Annotated in this window: 14 protein-coding genes; 1 reads left to right on the top strand and 13 read right to left on the bottom strand. The window is 61.6% G+C overall.

What is annotated here, in order from left to right:
* Positions 1-775: 775 nt before the first annotated feature.
* From G8767_RS30275 to G8767_RS30235, 9 genes are all read right to left on the bottom strand, one after another.
* Positions 776-1360 (bottom strand): ASCH domain-containing protein, encoded by a 585-nt coding sequence (locus tag G8767_RS30275; protein ID WP_070160020.1) that lies wholly within the window; start codon positions 1358-1360, stop codon positions 776-778.
* Positions 1357-2199, bottom strand: a complete 843-nt coding sequence (locus G8767_RS30270; RefSeq protein WP_070160022.1) for an NAD(P)H-binding protein — start codon at positions 2197-2199, stop codon at positions 1357-1359. Before G8767_RS30270 ends, G8767_RS30275 begins: the two co-directional genes overlap by 4 nt.
* Positions 2196-2804: a TetR/AcrR family transcriptional regulator gene (locus G8767_RS30265; protein ID WP_070160024.1), complete on the bottom strand. Its 609-nt coding sequence runs from the start codon at positions 2802-2804 to the stop codon at positions 2196-2198. The genes G8767_RS30270 and G8767_RS30265 overlap by 4 nt, the downstream gene beginning before the upstream one ends.
* Positions 2801-3634, bottom strand: a complete 834-nt coding sequence (locus tag G8767_RS30260) for an SAM-dependent methyltransferase (protein WP_083291413.1) — start codon at positions 3632-3634, stop codon at positions 2801-2803. Before G8767_RS30260 ends, G8767_RS30265 begins: the two co-directional genes overlap by 4 nt.
* A gap of 17 nt (positions 3635-3651) precedes the next feature.
* Positions 3652-4407 carry a VOC family protein gene (locus G8767_RS30255; RefSeq protein WP_166813553.1) on the bottom strand — a complete coding sequence of 252 codons (756 nt, stop codon included), beginning with the start codon at positions 4405-4407 and terminating at the stop codon, positions 3652-3654.
* A 191-nt stretch (positions 4408-4598) separates the two neighbouring features.
* The gene (locus G8767_RS36025; RefSeq protein ID WP_240952911.1) at positions 4599-4823 is read right to left on the bottom strand and encodes a hypothetical protein; all 225 of its coding nucleotides are present in this window, start codon (positions 4821-4823) and stop codon (positions 4599-4601) included.
* A 306-nt stretch (positions 4824-5129) separates the two neighbouring features.
* Positions 5130-5702 (bottom strand): AAA family ATPase, encoded by a 573-nt coding sequence (locus G8767_RS30245; protein WP_166813550.1) that lies wholly within the window; start codon positions 5700-5702, stop codon positions 5130-5132.
* A gap of 126 nt (positions 5703-5828) precedes the next feature.
* Positions 5829-7802: a Mu transposase C-terminal domain-containing protein gene (locus G8767_RS30240; RefSeq protein ID WP_206029933.1), complete on the bottom strand. Its 1974-nt coding sequence runs from the start codon at positions 7800-7802 to the stop codon at positions 5829-5831.
* Positions 7799-8569, bottom strand: coding sequence for a TnsA-like heteromeric transposase endonuclease subunit (locus G8767_RS30235; RefSeq protein WP_240952910.1), 771 nt, complete (start codon positions 8567-8569; stop codon positions 7799-7801). The genes G8767_RS30240 and G8767_RS30235 overlap by 4 nt, the downstream gene beginning before the upstream one ends.
* Before the next feature lie 563 nt (positions 8570-9132).
* On the opposite strand from G8767_RS30235, the gene G8767_RS30230 reads away from it, so the two are divergent.
* Positions 9133-10002: a hypothetical protein gene (locus tag G8767_RS30230; RefSeq protein ID WP_166813548.1), complete on the top strand. Its 870-nt coding sequence runs from the start codon at positions 9133-9135 to the stop codon at positions 10000-10002.
* 260 nt (positions 10003-10262) lie between these two features.
* Here G8767_RS30230 and G8767_RS30225 read toward each other — a convergent pair whose 3' ends face one another.
* The 4 genes from G8767_RS30225 to G8767_RS30210 are packed head-to-tail and all read right to left on the bottom strand — an operon-like array spanning position 10263 to position 17529.
* Positions 10263-10943: a hypothetical protein gene (locus G8767_RS30225; protein WP_070160992.1), complete on the bottom strand. Its 681-nt coding sequence runs from the start codon at positions 10941-10943 to the stop codon at positions 10263-10265.
* Positions 10944-10955: 12 nt separating this feature from the next.
* Positions 10956-12671, bottom strand: a complete 1716-nt coding sequence (locus G8767_RS30220; protein WP_070160994.1) for a peptidoglycan DD-metalloendopeptidase family protein — start codon at positions 12669-12671, stop codon at positions 10956-10958.
* On the bottom strand, positions 12671-15037 hold the full coding sequence (locus tag G8767_RS30215; RefSeq protein ID WP_166813546.1) for a hypothetical protein: 2367 nt from the start codon (positions 15035-15037) through the stop codon (positions 12671-12673). Before G8767_RS30215 ends, G8767_RS30220 begins: the two co-directional genes overlap by 1 nt.
* Positions 15034-17529, bottom strand: coding sequence for an ATP-binding protein (locus G8767_RS30210; RefSeq protein WP_240952909.1), 2496 nt, complete (start codon positions 17527-17529; stop codon positions 15034-15036). Before G8767_RS30210 ends, G8767_RS30215 begins: the two co-directional genes overlap by 4 nt.
* Positions 17530-17542: the final 13 nt, after the last annotated feature.

The following is a 17542-nucleotide window of genomic DNA, read 5'->3' as shown; positions in this document are numbered from 1 at the left end:
GGACTTGACCGGGCTCATCGAGATGTCGACCAACCGACGGATCCCAGAAGTCCCTTCTCCCGTGTCCGTAAAAGCCGCTCGAACCTATGAGGAATCGAAAAGAATTGCACCACAGACACACTGCTCGATGCGCACCGAATATCTACGAAATGAAACAGCTCAATCGCACGGGACCAGTTGCTTCCGGAATGCCGATCAAGTTGTTCACGAGCGGGGGGGCATGCTCAAACTTTGGTTGTCAACGTCGGTGAGCAGATTTGCTCGGAGTTAAGACTCGGAGGTTCACACCGGCGGCACCCAAGAAACGAGACTATTCCGAATTTCGCAAAATCGGCGCACCGATCTCACCGACCGCATCGAAGAACTGACTACGTTTGCGTGACAATCTTCTCCAATTGCATCGGCTGCTGACGTCTGTCGCTGACCTCGTGCCCCTGCTCGAAGTTAGACCGAGGTGCCGAGGCTCCAAAATTTCGCAGCATCTAAGCCGCCGTTGGTTCGTATAGCTCGGTGCCAAGTAACGTCCTTCAGGCACCAAGCTATACGCGGGCCATCGCGTCCTTGGCTCTCGACGATCACGCTCACCTCGTCGAGAGCCGCATGAACGAGTTCCCAATGCACATCAGATCGCAGAGCGGAGGAACGTGTTTGCGCCGTATCGAGATGTTCCGGGCGAGCTAACGAACCCGTCTCGTCAATGTTGTGATACACGGAGGGATAGAAGCTGTAGAGATCGGCGATGCACACTAGGCCAGCGAGCGAACCGCTACGTGAGCTATCTGGAGCGGATAGCTCGCAGGTAGGCATCGCCTCGCGGTGAAATTTCGTAACCAATATTCAGGCTGCGCGTCAGACCAAGGTTCTTCAATTTGCGGACGTCGAGTTTCAGCGAGTCCTTGTCTCGGCCGAGTAGCTCCGCCAGTTCAGCTGCTCGACAACCGTGGTTGTCTGCGACTGCTGTGAGCACCGCGGTGGTCCAAGGTCCTCGCCGACTTGCCCGATCTAATCGCGCCAACGATGCCTCGATTTCACCAATTTCCTGTTTGGACAGTTCGGCACGATCGCTCAATTCGATGCGCTCATCAGGGCCGATGTAGCGAACTCCAATCCGGAAGACCGGGTCTCGTTCGGCACCGCGAAGAGTCGCGGAAAGTGTGGCTAGATTCTGTTCTCCGGCTGCGCGAACGTCTTCGTCCGAGATTTCCCGTATGTCGACCCGATTTACGCACTCGATCTCGACGATCCCGGCGGTGGTGTGAAGCGTGCTGCCTACGCGTACTCTCGGCACGGCCCAGCGTCGGAACACGTGGGTGATCTCTCCGGCTGCGATGCCACGAGCGACCCGATCAGTGAACATCATTGCGACAGGCTGGCCGTGGACACTACGAAATCCGCGAATGTGCTTGCCGCTCTTCCTAATACGTCGGCGACATCGGTTGTCGTCGGCGCTGCGTGTCCGTCCGCGATTGTCGAGAACAGACCAAGTAACGTGTCGATGTACTCGGCATCCCAGCCGAGTTCCAGCGCGAAACGCTCGAACTCCGAGACCGTCACTGCCTCATAGTTTTCCACGCCAATTCCGGTTCCGGCAGTCAACGCGGTCAATTCACGGAACGTGAGCGAATCTGGCCCGGTCAACGCATACTCCTTGCCCACGTGACCTTCTGCGAGGAGCGCCTCGGCCACCACTGCCGCGATGTCTCGGGTGTCGACGAAGCTCACGGCGGCCTCAGCCACTGGAATCCGAAGCGTTCCGGCCGCGGCAGCGGCGATATCTCGCAACGGCCCCTCAGTAACATTCTGGTGGAACCAATTCGGGCGCACGATCGTCCAGTCGATCGATGATTCCTGCACCCGCAACTCCAGCCGGCGCTGATCAACCGTCTCCGGCGCATACTCCATCCCCAGTGCGGTCATGACGACGACTCGCTCAACATTCGATCGCTCGAGTACATCCAGGAATGTGATGGCGCCGTCGCCCAAACCGCGGACAGAGCGATGGCCGTCGTCGCCGCCGGGAAGAACAAGGAATACTTTGTCGACACCGACGAGTGCCTGCTCCCAACCGTGCGGATTCTGCCAATCGAACGGAGGGGAGGAACTGCGGCCGGCCGCCCGTGCCCCCACAGCACGGTGGCCGAGCTCGGCGAGTACTTGCGAACCCACTTTGCCTGTCGCGCCGGTTACCAGAACTGTCACGTCTGTACCCCTAACGTCGTTGCGAGCTGATCGAGCAGAACAGCCCGAAAGCCTTCGAACTGCGGGTACGGCTGTTGCAGCACCCGCGGAAAACAGAGTCCATCGAGGGCGGCGACCACCAGGTCAACGACCGATCCAATGTCATGTTTTGGATGGAACACTCCGGTGTCGACGCCGAGTTGCAACGTCGTTTCGAACGGTTCTCGATAGCGTGCTTGGAGTCCGATGCTGTCGGCCCGCAACTCGTCGTCATGAGCTGCAGCGGTCCAGAACTCCATCAGCATGCGCCACACCGGAGTCGGGGTGTCGATGCCACGATCAACCAACAGCACCACTTGCTGCCACAGGTCCTCGATGCCTTCACTGACTCGACGCATCTCGGTGACCTCGCCTTCGGTCGCCGCCTGTAGGGCCTCGACCAGCATGTCTTCCCGCGATCCGAAGTACCCCTGCAACGTACTGATAGCGACCCCGCTTGCATCCGAAACATCTCGGAAACGGGTATTGTAGTAACCCCGCTCAGCGAGGACCTCGATTACGTTCTTGAGAACAGCTTGCCTGCGTTCGCCGCCTGCACGTCGCCGCCGGGTGTGAGCAAAAGTCATCGACGAACCCTACCCCCAGGTCCGCCCGTTGCCTCTGACGCGGTGCCCGCCTTGACTCCGACACCAGCAAGGCCGAAGACCTTTCCGACATACTCTCCATCCAACTCATTACCGGGCCTGCACCATTCCGGTATGCGTGTCATCCCGGGTTCGACCAGTTTGAAGCCCTCGAACATGGCGTAGACATCCTCATCGCTGCGATATCGAATGGGATTATCGGTCTTGGAATAGATTGCGGTCACATCACCGGACTGTGCCTGTAAACCTTCGGCTGTGGCGTGGGAAAGCGCAAGGTGGCTACCCTCGGCCAGTCGATCTCGATAGCGCGCGACCACACCCCATGGATCAGCAGCGTCCGGAACGAACTGCAACACCGAGAACAGCAGTACTGCCACTGGTTGAGAAAGATCCAGAAGGCCTTTGGCCTCCGGACTGTCCAGGACGGCGTCGGTATCGCAGATGTCCGCGTGCAGAAATGCGCACCTCGGGTCGCTGCCGAGTATTTCTCTACCGTAGACGGCCGCAGCTTCCTCACTGTCGACGTAAAGAACCCGATAGTCCGACGTCACTGAAGCAACTACCTCATGCACCGGACCTTCGGTCGGAATTCCCGCGCCGAGGTCCAGGAATTGGTTCACTCCTTGCTCTGCGCAAAAGCGAACTGCTCGCCGCAAGAACTGCCGATTGGCTCGCATGATCATCGGCGTTATCGGCAGCAGTGCGATGACTTCTTCTGCACGCTGACGGTCCACTGCGAAGTTATGGGTACCACCGAGGTAATAGTCGTACATACGGGCAGCGCTGGCGTGAACGGGTTCATCTGTATTCATCGGAGAGGCCGACCGCATCAACGAGCAGAACGGGACAGGTCGACAAGGGAGAATCGCGCGCCGAAAGGATCTCGCAAAGTCCCGACGCGTCCCGCTGGGATATCCGCGGGGCCGAACAGAATCTGCGCGCCGAGCTCGGCCGCTCGGGCAACGACCTTGTCAGTGCCAACCGAAGGATTGACACCGAAATATGGTGTCCAAGAGGCATCTTCTCCGTCGGAAGACTTCAACCGACCGACCGAGGTGTCGCCGTCGAGAGTCCAAATCGTGTAGTCGAAAGCCCCTTCACCGATCTGACGGGTCTCGAAGCCGAACACCGATGAATAGAACTCGTCCACTGAGGCTTCGGGCGTGACCAATTCCGACCAAACCAGCGCGTTGTCACGGCCCTGGATGAAGTCCCACCCTGCACCTGCCTCCCAGAGCCCAAAGGCTCCGAACGCCGTGTCGAGAGCAATCGCGACTTTGCCGGCACCACCGGCGTCATTAGGACCAAAAACCACGCGCCCAGCCAGGTCAGAAATCTTTGCGGCGACGGCTTCCACATCATCGACTCCGAAGTAGACATCCCACTTGGCAGATTCCTGCTCGTTCAAAGGACGTATACCTGCGACGATCGAACCGTCCACGCGTGCGTAACGGTAGCCGTTGGGCCACAGCTCAGGGTCGAACTCCCAGCCGAACAGTTCACCGTAGAACTCGCTTGCACCGTTCGGATCGGAAACTGCGACGTCCACCAAGGCCACTCCAGGCCGACCATCTTTCACGTTCACCGATTGCACTCCTTACTTCTTGTGATTCGAGTCGACACGTCCGGCAGATCCCCACGGCCCGCGGTCTCGGACATGACGCGGCGTGCCCCTAAGCGAATTCCGCTGGAGTTTCTGCCCTTCAAAAGCGGTATGACAGTACCGTATTATGGTACCGACTTACGATACCGTATATATTCGTGAAAAACTAGTCACTACCGCATCGATTCAGGATCGAGACGCTCATGAACTCCGCTTCCCACTCTGCTGGCCAGCCAGGATCCTCCTCGGTATCCGATCCCGCACAACATGTCCGAGAGCTGGTGACCGGCTACCGGCGCGCCAAGGTGACGGTCCTTGCCGCTGACCTCGGCATCGCTGATGCACTCGCCGATGGACCCCTTCAGGCCGATGAACTCGCCGTACGATGCCGAACCCATCCATCGGCAACCGGTCGACTACTCGAGTCATTGCTCGAGGTCGGTCTGGTCACTCGAACGGGTGGCTACTACTCGCTCACCCCCGCGGGCGAGCTGTTGCGGCGCGACGCACCCGGCTCACTTGCTCGATGGGCAACGACCTCGGCGGGAACGCAGTATGCGGCGTGGCAAGAATCCGCGCACGCGATCCGGACCGGGCGACCTGCCTTTGACGCAGTATTCAAGACTTCCTTCTGGCAGCATCTTGCCAGCAATCCTGATGCGGCCGCGGATTTCGACGCAGCGATGGCGGACTCGGTCACTGAGTCATGCGAGCTCATCACCGGCGACCCGGCATTGCATGGGGCGACGATGGTCGCCGACGTCGCAGAGGACCGCGCAGACGGAGTTGGTGATGTCGGTGAGATTGGCACGTCCCGTGAGTGGAAGACCGAGGAACCGCGCGAATTCGACCGCGACCATGCGCGCGGTCGCAGCCGGGGGCAAGGTGATGTAAACGACCGGAATCCGTGTCCCCCGAACAGGAGTGCGCAACCGCGTTCGAAGCTCGTGCGCCAGCCCCAACTGAGTCAACGCGGTGGTCTTGCCCGTGCCCGCGCCACCGGTGACGATTAGCCCGCGCCGAGCCGATATCTGGCGACGATTGAGAATCAACAGCCGCCGAACGGTTTTCGTGATGTCTTGGATGGTCTGGGTGTTCACCACGATCAGTTCAGAGTGGTAGTCCAGCCGGGTATCGTCGTAGTCGGCACGTTCGGGCGGTGCCAGCTCGCGCCAGTCTCCGCGCAGTTCAGGCGCAGAGCGATCACGGTCAACCCAGCGTTTCCAGCCTTCTTTGGTGGTGAGTGGGGCGTCCGGTGGCGGGTCGAATTTACTCATACTGGTCAGGGCCACCGCTGTGCCTCCGCAGCGGCGTCGAAGACACCGAACGGGATCACCGTGCCCCACTCGCCTTCGTCACCACCGCTGCCCTCGTCGAAGTCGTCACCGTCGAGCACTCGCAGGTCATCCGGCGCGACCGTGGCTCGGTGAGGTGTCGCAGCCCCGGGTACGGGCCGCGATCTTGCGATCAACCTTGGTCCTGAGGCGATTCCTGGGTGCTGGCTGTGTATCCGGGCCGGCGGATGCTCGATCCAGCAGGTCTGCCAGCGCCCGCGCGGTCGCGGTCTCCACCGGTTCATCTGTCGGCCCGGCATCGGCGACGGTCTGGCGGGCGTGACGCCAGGTGAAGTCCGCGAACGGAGCCGACACCATCGGTAGATGCGTCCAGGTCGCTCGGATCCAACCACCTTCGTGATGGTTGCGGACGAACACCTGAGACAAGTCGTACGGGTCGTAGCGGACTTCCCAAGCCCCGTTGCGGGCGGTGACACCGGAATGCTGGCGCCGATAGGGATTGAACGCGCGATCATCGTACGTGCGCCGGTCGAGGCGCACCCCGTAATCGTTGATGGTGCGCCATTGCGAAGGCAGAAGTTCGATGTAGTCCTCACCGGTCAGCATCAACGGCAGATAGCCTGCGGCGCTGACCAGCACCGCGTACATCTCGTTCGGTGACACCGCCTGACCGCTGTCGGGACTGCGCAGCCCGTCGTGTGGACGGCGCTGCCAGTGAATCACCCACTCGTCGAACAGATCCTGCAGTTGCGCCAGCGACCACGCAGCTTCGTCCTCGACATGCGCGCCGCGGCGGCTGACGTCGCGGCCGACGTAACCGGCGACATACTGGCAGAACAGGGTGTTGATCGAGGAAAATGTCCGCTCGATCACGCTGTTGTCGGTCGGAGTGCGCGGATGGGACGGCTGAACCGACATGCCCAACGCCTGACACGACCGCAGGAACGTTTCGGACAGGTAGACCTTTCCGCGGTCACAGCCGATCGTCTCCGGGACGATTACCGGTTTCGCCGCAGCCTGCTCCATACGGATATCGATGTCTGCCAGACTTCGATATGGCAACCGCGACACCGACATCCGCAACGCGTCTGCCCAACCCGGTCGCATCGGCTCAGGTACCAGCATCCGCGCCAGCAGCATCGATGCATCCACCGCCTTGGTACCGACCGGGCGGAGCACTCCCGCCGCGATCGTGCGCGTTGCGACATCGACCGCTGCGGTCAACTCGACTCGTCGGGCGATCCCGTCGTCGAAGACCGCCAACACGTCCAACGGCGTCGTGTCGATCTGAACGTGTTGTCCCGGCCGCGACGCCCATGTCGTGGTGAAGGGGCCGGTCGGCCGATTGGCCGCGGATCGCCGCGTCTTCGCCGAACCGAACGTGTACTGTCCCGTCGACAGCGCTGTCACCAGCCGGTTGAATGTCGCCTTCGACGGCATCGCGACCACCCCGTCACCGTGCCGTTGCACCAGAAGCATTTCTACCTGCCGGCGCAGTCGATCCCGGGTTCCGGTGGACCGTTTCGTTTCCCCGTCCAACGCATCCAGGACCGCTGCCACCACGCGCTCGTCAGTGCGCCGATAGGTCGACGACGGCCGTGTCACCCTGCCGTCGACCAGCCCGCGCACGCCGCCGGAACGATAGCGGCTGCGCATCCGCTGAACCGTGATCGCGCTGGTCGGAAACCCCGCTGCAGTCAATTCGGCGGCCTTGGCTGCCTCGCGCTGGCGAATGGTGGTCCGCGCCGGGTCGTACTCGGGTCGAGGAGTGGCTCCCGGATCCGCTCCGGGCGGCAACCCGGTTTGGACCTCGACCACGTGGCGTTCCCAATCACGGGCTCGCTCGGCAGCGTCGGCGGGAACATCGGCGAGGCTCTGCCCAGGCAGTCCACCCGACACGACCCCGGCGTCGGACTGTCCGAGAATCGCGAACCCCGACGAGTCCACCAGATGCGACACCAGAACCACCGACGCCGTCCCGTCTGACGCCGTCAACCTCACCCGCACACCGGAGAGCGCCACCACCAGATACTCGTCGTCGTCGAAAAACACGCGGTCACCGACCTTCAGCAGCTTCGTCATCTCGCCGCCGCCGACACGATCGACACCGACTCCAACCGCTGTGACAGATCCACCATCAGCTCCTTCGACCACAACAGGTGATGCAGCACCGGCAATACAGCCACCGGATCGCCTACCGAACGCGCGCCCTCGATCAGCGGCCGAGGCTCCGCGAACGCTGTTGCCATCAATGCCGCAACTGTCGACTCCACTCGGTGACGAGGGTGCCGATATCCGGCCAGCCACTGCACGTTCGCCAACCAGACCCGATCGTGCTCGCTCACTCGCCGATAGACCCAGCCCATCGACGCGCATGCCCGCGCGGTCGCTGCGAACGCGGCCGCGTCCCGCGGCTTGATCCGCACCGCGGGTCGACAATCGATCACTACCCCGGTCCCGTCGGCGCGGCGGGCGAAGAAATCCGGTGCATGTGATCGTCTCTTGTGTCCGTCGCGCCAGAACAGCCAGAACGGTTGCGCCGCGAAACCCACGACATCCGGATCGAAGTCCAGCGCCAGTGCCTCGTCACGCTCCAACCAGGACTCGTACTCCACATGCGCCGACACCGTCGCCGACCAGTACAAGCCAGGATTGTGCCGCTGGCCCCGATACGACGGAATCGATCGGATCGGCGGAACCCGCTCGAACCCCACCGCCACCGCGTCGGCCAACGAACACCGAACCTCGACCCCACCCGAGCCCACGAAGCCGACCTCGAATGCGTCCAACCCGACCGACAACTCCGCGCTCCCGTTCGTCCGCAGCCAACCCCATGGGGCAGCGATCATGACACACCGCATCAGATGCCCTGAGTCTGCATCATATTGACGTATCGAAAGATCAGATTCGATGAGTCCACATCAGGTGCTATGAGCCAGAACACGAAATAACACCGTCACCCCTTGACACGTGGGTTACGCTCCGAACAGCGCAACGAAGTGAGCATGGATCGGAGCGACCCCCCGCGTAGGGGATAAATTCTCTCCCCGGCAACTAGATCTAATTCGCGCTGTTCAGCTGGTTGCGGCCTTGGAAACGAGGGCCCGAACCGGCCCTTGTCTCCTCGTCGCACCCAGGCAGACAACCGCAGAAGTGTCTTCTCCCGATCGCCACCCACGCCCCTCCTATGGGGGAATCAACGTCGCGAGCCTGTCCCTGTCCGGTGTCTGCGATATGTTCGGTGTCGAGTCGTTTCGCGTGACTCCCACCCATGTTCGAGCAGGCGCCCGCATCGTCGTTTCGGCACAAAGTTGGGGAAGGTCCTCCGGATCCGCGGATGCTTTTCGACACTGACCCCTTGATGGGTACATGCGGGGCACCCGTCAACGCGCCCAGTGATCGGAGCACACTCATGGTCTCGAATTCGGCTCGTAAGAAAGCTGCCCGAGAACACCAGATACTGCACGGCGGGACTTACGCATCGGCGCTCGCTGCAGTGAAGAAGATCGAAGCCTCAGTCCCAAGTCTGTCCTCGTGGACCCTGTCTCGAATGATCGAGGACGGCGTGCTCAGCGATGGCACCGCAGCATTTCTGAAACGCTGCGTTGCCGTGGGCAGAGTTGTCGTCATCGCCGGACCGATCGGCAGCGGGCGCAACGCCCTGTTGAACGCCTTGGTCAGAGGTATCCGGGAGGATGCACGAGTCGGCATCGTGGCGCGCGGGGACTGGAAAGGACTCGACGAGCTCGTTCCTCACTTGAACAATGCGGTCGTTGCCGAAGTTCCCTCAGGTCTCACTCCATCACTGGATTGGGAGTTCTCGCTGAGTCGGCAACAACTCGAGTACCTGGTCGTGGACGAGATCATCGAGCCTGGTGATGGGCATTTCTTCACTCGGTTCGTCTCCGAAAATGTGTGCGGGGCGCTGGCGACGATTCAGGGGCAGACTGCCGACGAGGCCTTATCGCGAATGGCCGCGAACTTCGCGGCACTACCAGTCACAGAGACCACTCGTGTGCGTGCCGACGGAATCGAGGACATCGAAAAGTTCATTCACGAGGTCGTCAACGTCGTCGTTGTCATGAAGCCGGGCGGAGTGCGGGGAGTTCCCACAGTTTCCGAAGTCGCTGCGGTCTCCAGTGGACGAGGGCGCAACGGTCCGACATCGACCGCTCTACTGACCGAGTCCGATCACACGAGCGACGCAGTGAATGAAGCCGCCAACCTTCTCGGTCCAGCGCGTCGACCTTTTTGGAGGCCAACCAGGATTGGCGATTCATAAAGGGGGTGTCAGTGATCCGAATTCGATCGATGCGCGTTGTTGCCAAGCGGTCGTTCTTGCTGCTCAACGCCAGGTTCCTGCAAAAGTGGATGTTGGGTCCGCGATTGACGTGAACACACCTCGCCGGGACTGTGGCAATAACACCGGACGAGCCTCGTTGACATGTTTCGACTCCGAATCGGGACCGAATTTCTCGCGTGGTCCACTCATCTGCCACGGCGCAGGCTTGTGCTGTGGCAGATGAGTGGACCACTCCTGGCTCATCGGACGGCTACGGCGCTCACACGCCAGACACCGAGTTTGATGGCACTCATGTAGACGGCGAAAGTGTTTTTGCTCAGTTCTTTTCCATCCGGTCCGGTGGCAGTCTGCGTCACTGCTAGAACGCGGGAAACTTTTTCGGGTTGATCAGCAGGGTGTTCGTCGCCGGCGATACTCGCTGTGGCAATGACGATCGCATGGTCGTCTGCCCAGTTCTGCCATTGCTTGCCGGTGATGGGTGCGAGCGCAATGAATGAGTCGGCGTTCGCGGCGTAGTACCTCTCGTCGAGGAGCGGCGCCGCCCGTTGCGCTGCCGCGGATTGGTTTACGTCCTTTCCTGGCGCGTAGGAGAGCAGGGTACGAGCGGCGGCGAGCATGACCGACTGCGCGTCGTTCTCGTTGGCTCCGGCCAGTGTGTCGGGGAGCACTGGAGGCGGAGCGGTGGTCAGTGCTGAAGGAGCGGTCGACGGCGATGGAACTGTCGTCGACGCCGAACCGGACTGGCTACTTTCAGCGAAGACGTCTGTCGATGGGAGTGGGGGCACCGTCCACGAGCTGTCGGCCTCGGCGCTCGTTTCCACCGGATGATCTTCGGGTTCGTCGCTTCCCCCGCACGCTGTCAGTACCAACGCGGCAGATGTGAGAGCAGCAAGAGCAATCGAGCGTTTGCGAGTAATCATGGTGAAGGGTTCCTATCCGAATCGTTTGACGTACATCTCTTCGCCGGCCCAGCCGGAGAGCGGCATGATCGAGACGCTTTTCCCCGATTCCGGGGCGTTGAGCAACATGTCCTGTCCGTTTTCGGTGCCGTAGAAAATGCCGACGTGATGGGTGTCGCCGCCTGCGCCGAAGTAGATCAGGTCACCTGGACGCTTCTGGTCGAACGGAATGTCTTGGCCTCGGGAGTCATACAGCTGGCCGGGGTTGGAGTGACTTCCGGTGAAGTGAGGGAGCAAAATTTGGCCACCGGATGCTTGGTAAACCGCGTACAACGTCAAGCCTGAGCAGTCGAAGCCGACCTTGTTCGAATCGCCGTTCGCATCTCCTGCCCCGCCGCCATCACTGATGCCTTTCGTTGGGCCGTTCTGATCTCCGCCTCCCCACGCGTACGTTGTTCCGATCCATTGGGAGGCCGCAGCGATCACGTTCTCTGCGAATGGCCCCCCGGGCTTGAACTGGGGTCCACCGGGGTTCGAGGTTCCAGGCGCGCAAGCGCCACCATCGATGATCGTTGTTGCGCCGCCGCCCTTGACGATGTCTGCCAGCTCCTGCGGCGTCAGGTCTTTGCCTGAACCTTTGAACTGCGAAGCTAGTTGCCGAGCGAGCGTTTCGTCGTCGGCGTATGCCTCAGGGTGGGCCGATCCCTGCACGGTTTGGGCGGCGACGGTGACTGGCATAGTTTGCCAGCCCGAAACTTTGAGCAACGCGTCAAAGAATTTGACGTTCGCCGTGACGGGGTTCATCAACTCTTCCGCGGTACCCCAGATGCCGACTTGCTGTTGGTATTGATTGACCGAGAGGTGATCGCTTCCGACGCCGTCGTGGGGATACTGCAGCGACTCGGGCACGTTGGAGCTGGCGAGCATTCGATAGGTCGATTCCTGGCTCATGGTGGCCAGGGCAACCACGATTCCTTGATCAGGAACGGCCATGGACTCACCTATGGCTACAGCCTGTTTCGCCAGCGCTGTTTGGCTGGCGTTGAGACCGCCCGTGCCGGCGGGGGTGGATTTCGCCACCAACTCTGCGTCGGGCTGAGCTGGGACGGAGGCTGCTGCCGGGGAGGCGGTTCCTCGTTGCTTGAGCCAGGGAACCGGGTCCACTCCGCCGCCCATCGACCATTGTCCTGGGTAGATACCGAAGTGCAGGTGCGGGCCGCTGGACTGTCCTTCGCTGCCGACTTTGCCGATGAGTTGGCCTGCGGTGACCTTGTCGCCGGCTTTGACGAGCACTCCTGCTGCGGTCATGTGTCCGTAGAGAGATTCGACGGTCTGCCCATCGATGGTGTGTCGGATGCGGATCCAGTGTCCGTAGCCCGAGGCCGGTCCGGCGACGACGACTTCGCCGTCGCCTGCGGCGTAGAAGGGGGTATCCAATGGGGCGGCGTAATCCTGTCCGTCATGCATTCCGCCTTCTCGCATGCCGAACGGCGAGCTGATCGTGTACGTACCTTCGGCCATCGGCACTGCCAGAGATCCGGGTTTCAGACCTACCAAGGATCCGTCTGCACGAATGTCGGTACCGGTCGGCTGTCCGCAGGTGGAGTCCTCACCGGTGAGGGACAAGATGACGAGAATCGGCGCCATCAACACGACCATGCACACGATCGGCACGGAGATGAGGATCCACCACCACTTCTTCGACGAACTTTCCGAATCGGGGGACGGTGGTGCGGCGAGGAGCGTCATCAGCGCGGCCGCCGGGTCAGCGAGCTCGGCTGCGGGGTCCTCGCGTTACCTGCTCCTGCTTGAGCTGCCGCCGCCATCAGTCCGGCAGTTCTGGAGCTGGATCCGGTGGGAATGTTGACGGCGGGAACAACTGGAGCAGCTGGCGGACGTGCCGGCGCGGCGGCTGGCTTCGGCGCCTTCGGAGCACGGGTAGGAGTAGTAGGCAACAACAGCGGCGCACCGGAATCGGTGATGAATTCGCGGAAAGCCCGACCGTCTGGTGCAACGGTCTTCGATGCTGAACTGCGAACTTGTCCGCGCTCCGGAGCAAACCCCGACAGTGCCGTGCCAATCGACCTCTTGATGCCTGCCTTGTCCGCGACAGCCGACTTCGAAAGTCGACTGCGAACCGCGGCGGCCGCGGCATTCGCACCAGTTCCTCGGCTCGGCGAACTGGAGGACCGTGAGGCGGTGATCGTGTCAGGATCGGAGACCTTGTCGATCGTCTTCTTGGTCTTCTTCGCTGTTGCGGAGACTGCCTTCGTCCCCGCCCATACTGCCGCAGCGACGCCTGCCGTTGCCGCAGTAGATGTTGCTCCGACCGTCGCTTTGCCAGCCGTTGCCCCAGCGGTCTTGCCCGCGGTGGCTGCAGCCTTGCCCGACGTGGATGCTTTCTTGGCGAGCTTGCTGGCACCCTGGACCGCGGCCTTGCCGCCCCGGTAGATCTGCTGTCCTTGTGCAGCCATCAACGCCAGATCGCGGCCTGACGTCGGGGTAGATCGGGTGATGGATGTCGGTGCGGCATCGGGGCGCTTCGCCAGAATCGACGCCAGACTGTCCGACATCCGTTGCAGACCCTTGATCGCGCGACGGAAGAGGAGGAGTGCGACGATCAGGAAGATGTCGACGAAGAAGACGGTGCGGATGAGATTCGATTCGTCTGAAGCGAAAAGGTCTTGGACGACGAGCACGTATCCGACCAGGAAGACGATGGAAAACATCATCTGCAGCAGCGCCATCGCGACGTTGGCGATCGTGCGCCAAAACTGCCCACGCATCGACGGTGCGATGGCGACGACGATGCCAGGGATGGATTTGATGGCGTTGCCGATCGACACCCCGGCCGCGAGTACCAGCCTGCCCGCCAGGTAGATCGCGAAGGCCATCAGCAGGGTGCCGGCGAAGATCAAGAAGAGCAGGCCCATCGCTTGACCAGGGCCAGGGTTGTCGGCGTATTGCTTCATCGGCCCGTCATCGCCGTCGCAGGCCGCGATCGCGTCTTTGATGCGGTCTTCGGGCTTGTCGTCCGGGTTGATCAGGTCCAGCGCTGCCCCCGCGCCGGGAAGAATGTCACCGACCTTCTCTTGCACCTTGTCCATGACCCCTGGCCCGTCCGGGGTTGCGGCGTAAGCCTCGTCGAATTCCTTGACGCACTTGCCGTTGTTGTCCGGCGCATCGAGGACGACACCGAAGTTGATCAGCTGGGTGGGTTGGCGCAGGAAGGTATCTACGAGGGTCGATTTGATGGTGTCGATCTGTTGATCGGCGTTGCCGCTGGTGTTCCCACCGTTGGCCAGTCCCGACGCGACTTCGAGTCCGGCATCGCGTGCAGCGAAAACCAGACCGTCGTTACCGACGACCCGGTCGAGCGGGTTGGCGAGAAATCCGACGGCCGCGGCCGCGATGACACACGACATGAGCAGTTCGTAGATGCCAGTGGAGAAGCGCCCGCGTACGAACCACACGGCCACGCTGAATCCGGCGATTGTCAACATCAGTGGGGTGAGCGCGAATTGGTCGGTGATCGAAGTGACGGAGTCTGCGATGGTGCGGACCGGCGTGAGAATCATTTCGATCCAGTCGAAGGACAACGCGTAAGTGATGAACCAGATCGCCGTCGCCATCATGAATCGGAAGACCTCGTATTCGAGGGTGATGATGTACGCCCAGATCATTCTCCAGGTGCCGCCCATTGAGGCGTTGCCCTTGTCGATCGAGAGGAAGTAGCTCCAGGCGTCGATTCCGTGCGTGTCCTTGAGCGCCATCCATGCAAAGAACGGTGATGCACCTCCTCCTCCGCTGGGATCCGCAGCCGCGGGCGTAGCGAAAATCAGCAAAAGTGCACCAAGAGCGTGCCATCCCGCGACCACCCGAATGAGCAGGCGACTCCACCAGCGTGACCACAGCCAGCGAGAGATCGGTTTGCTCACGTACATGATGACGACCAACCAGGATTCGGGAATCCACGCTTGGGCGATCCGGCTGGCGGAGTGCAGGAGCCAACGCAGTGAGTGTGTGACCGCGGCGCGGACGCTGAAGTACTCGCGGGCTTCGGGACGGCCCTCGACAGCGTCCTGGTCGAGGGGGTGCGCCGCGGTCGAGGTCATGCCTTCACCAGCTTCTTGTTGTCTTTCGGGGTGGTCAGCGCGGCTTCACGGCGCGATTCGGTGGCGGGGAGAAGAGTTTTGATGCGGCCGACGTTTCCGCTGCCGTCTCGCATGTAGCCCTCGCCTCGACGGTGCGGCTCGACGTAGCCGTCTTTCCCCGTGACCGGCGCTGTCTGCTCCGTGAGCTCTTTGACCAGGTCTTGGTTCTCTGGGTCCAGGCCCAGCCACTCGATCGCGCGCTTGGCGAGGCCTTCGTCGGTGTGGCGATGAACAAATCGGGTTTTGATGAGGCCGCGAAGTTTCGGTGTCCCGAACGCGCAGTCCTGATCACCTAATCCCACTGCTGCAGAGGACTTTCGGCCTTGAAGTACGAAATCTTCGACGATGTCGATACCGTCGTCGGCGTTGAGAAGGTGATGAGCTTCGTCGACGAGGAACAGCGCCATTTGATCAGCGTCGGCGAAGCACTGACCGCGGGCGATCTTCGCGATGAGTGTGTAGACGGCGTGACCGAATCGCTTTTCGAGCGGCAGATTGTCGTACAGGTGCTGCTTCTCTGTCTGCAGCTGGGTGGGGAGCTCCACGCGGTGGGTGCGGAAGATGATCGCGGGTGCGGTGATCGGCAATGCCGGAAGGTCTTTCGCGAAGAGCGCTGCAGCATAGGTCAACCGGGCGTAGACGTTCATCTCTTCGCCGAGGTCGTGTGCACCGGCGATCAGGCAGTCGGCGGAGAGGAGGTGCTCGGTGAGCTCGCCCAGCCCTGCGTAGGGGTGCTTCGCGCGATAGGACGGTTCGAGCACCTTGGCCAACGCCTTGCCGTGTGTTGATGTCGGCTGGATTCGCAGCAACGCCAGCATCACCGATTGCGTCATCTCCGCCGCGATGCTGGGCGGGAAGATCCGCAATGGGTCGGTGCTGTAATCGGGTTCGACCAAATCGACGATGACCGCATCGGTGACCGCCCGAGCCCAGTTGGCGTATTCGCCGAGGTCACTTTGATCGATGCCGATGACCTGGCCGCCGCAGTCGACGACGTGGCCGGCGATCACCTTCATGGTGACGGACTTTCCGGATCCGAGCTCCCCGGTGACAGCCCACGAAGAGGACTGGTCGCGGAGGGATTTACCGAGTATGTCGTTGAACACCGCACCGATCCGGGCTGCCGTGATGTTCAGTGCGAGCAGGGGTCCGGAACTGTCGCCCAGATCGTTGCGAGTGAACGGCATGTAGGCCGCGAAATGTGTCGAGGTGGTGATGTGCCCGAATTCGCGCACGATCTTCGACGTCGGAACGCCGGGAATCATCGCCCACCACAGGTCCTCTTGAAATCCGAGCGGCGCGACCAGCTTGTAGTCCTGATGTTCAAAGGACTTCTTCACTGTTTGGGCTTCAGCGAGGGCCTGCTCTTCGGTGGGCGCGCCTACGGCGAAAAGCGCTGTCCAGGCGACTTCGACCTCGTCACGGTTGGTTTCGAGAAGCGAGCTGTACTCGGTCAGTGCAGAGGCTGCGATATCGAGGGCGCCCTGTCCACCTGCAAGCTCGCCTTCCCGCTGCTCGTACTGTTCTTTGAGGTTTTCCAGCGCTCGCTTGTTCGCTCGCATCACGTCAGCGCCTGCCGTCACCTTGAGTCGAGCAACGAAATCGACGTCGATGTCTCCGAAGTCGTCAGCCAGGGAAAAGAATTCCGAGCCGGGAAAGAGGACGCCGCCGGAGGGCATACCCGCTAGCGCAAGAATTACTTGGTACGACGCTGGTCGGTCGTCGATGTCGTAGGGCTGATCGATCTTGAGGACTCGACTGAATGTGGGGACCTTCGGACGCCACCAAGTCGTGGGCGCATCGCGATCTGACTGCGCGCCTTCGTCGAGTCGTGCTGGGGCGAGCGCCGCTCCCGATTTCGGGGAAGGTGTGGACGCGGCTCCAGGCATGTCTCGATCGACATGGAGGCCGCGGGTCATGGAGTGCTGCCAGAGCCAGACCATCTGTGCTGGTGTTGCCGGCCGAGCTTCGAAGACTGCGGGGATATCGGCGACGATGAGATCCGCCTGACGGATACGCGCCCGGACCTCGTCTTCGGGGACGGAGGTTCGAGGGAGTCCGATGAAGTCCGACAGCGACGACCATGCCGCGTGCGTGGCGGCTTTTGCCTGTCCTGCGAGTCCTGTCGTTGTCAGAGGGATGCTCAGATAGAACACTCGTTGGCCGGGGCGATAGAGCTCGATGGAGTCGAGGGTTGCTTCGCATTCGATCGCCCAGTCTGTGTGGACGTCGAGATCAACGCCTTCGGTCATCCTCGCCACGACCGCTTCGGCGCTCAGCGATGAGGCGATGCCCATCAACATCGATTCGCCGGGCAGTGCGCGCACGAGCATCGTGTGCAGAGTCCGGGCGGTGCGCTTGTCGACGTTGGGTCGGTAGCCGTAGTCCATTCCGCTCAGTACGTAGTCGGCCCACACGACACCGGATTTCGTCCACCGGATATTTGCTGCCATCGACAGAGTTGGC

The sequence above is a fragment of the Rhodococcus sp. IC4_135 genome, assembly GCF_011602025.1.
Lineage (GTDB): Bacteria > Actinomycetota > Actinomycetes > Mycobacteriales > Mycobacteriaceae > Rhodococcus_F > Rhodococcus_F baikonurensis.
The sequence above is the reverse complement of the archived record's forward strand: the minus strand, read 5'-3'. Positions and strand labels throughout refer to the sequence as shown.

Bases quoted from the DNA above. Each gene is read 5' to 3' on its own strand.
- G8767_RS30235 (WP_240952910.1), bottom strand. From the start codon at position 8,569: ATGATCGCTGCCCCATGGGGTTGGCTGCGGACGAACGGGAGCGCGGAG.
- G8767_RS30215 (WP_166813546.1), bottom strand. From the start codon at position 15,037: ATGACCTCGACCGCGGCGCACCCCCTCGACCAGGACGCTGTCGAGGGC.
- G8767_RS36025 (WP_240952911.1), bottom strand. From the start codon at position 4,823: ATGGGTTCGGCATCGTACGGCGAGTTCATCGGCCTGAAGGGGTCCATC.
- G8767_RS30220 (WP_070160994.1), bottom strand. From the start codon at position 12,671: ATGACGCTCCTCGCCGCACCACCGTCCCCCGATTCGGAAAGTTCGTCG.
- G8767_RS30245 (WP_166813550.1), bottom strand. From the start codon at position 5,702: ATGAGTAAATTCGACCCGCCACCGGACGCCCCACTCACCACCAAAGAA.
- G8767_RS30230 (WP_166813548.1), top strand. From the start codon at position 9,133: ATGGTCTCGAATTCGGCTCGTAAGAAAGCTGCCCGAGAACACCAGATA.
- G8767_RS30265 (WP_070160024.1), bottom strand. From the start codon at position 2,804: ATGACTTTTGCTCACACCCGGCGGCGACGTGCAGGCGGCGAACGCAGG.
- G8767_RS30225 (WP_070160992.1), bottom strand. From the start codon at position 10,943: ATGATTACTCGCAAACGCTCGATTGCTCTTGCTGCTCTCACATCTGCC.
- G8767_RS30275 (WP_070160020.1), bottom strand. From the start codon at position 1,360: ATGATGTTCACTGATCGGGTCGCTCGTGGCATCGCAGCCGGAGAGATC.
- G8767_RS30210 (WP_240952909.1), bottom strand. From the start codon at position 17,529: ATGGCAGCAAATATCCGGTGGACGAAATCCGGTGTCGTGTGGGCCGAC.
- G8767_RS30260 (WP_083291413.1), bottom strand. From the start codon at position 3,634: ATGAATACAGATGAACCCGTTCACGCCAGCGCTGCCCGTATGTACGAC.
- G8767_RS30240 (WP_206029933.1), bottom strand. From the start codon at position 7,802: ATGACGAAGCTGCTGAAGGTCGGTGACCGCGTGTTTTTCGACGACGAC.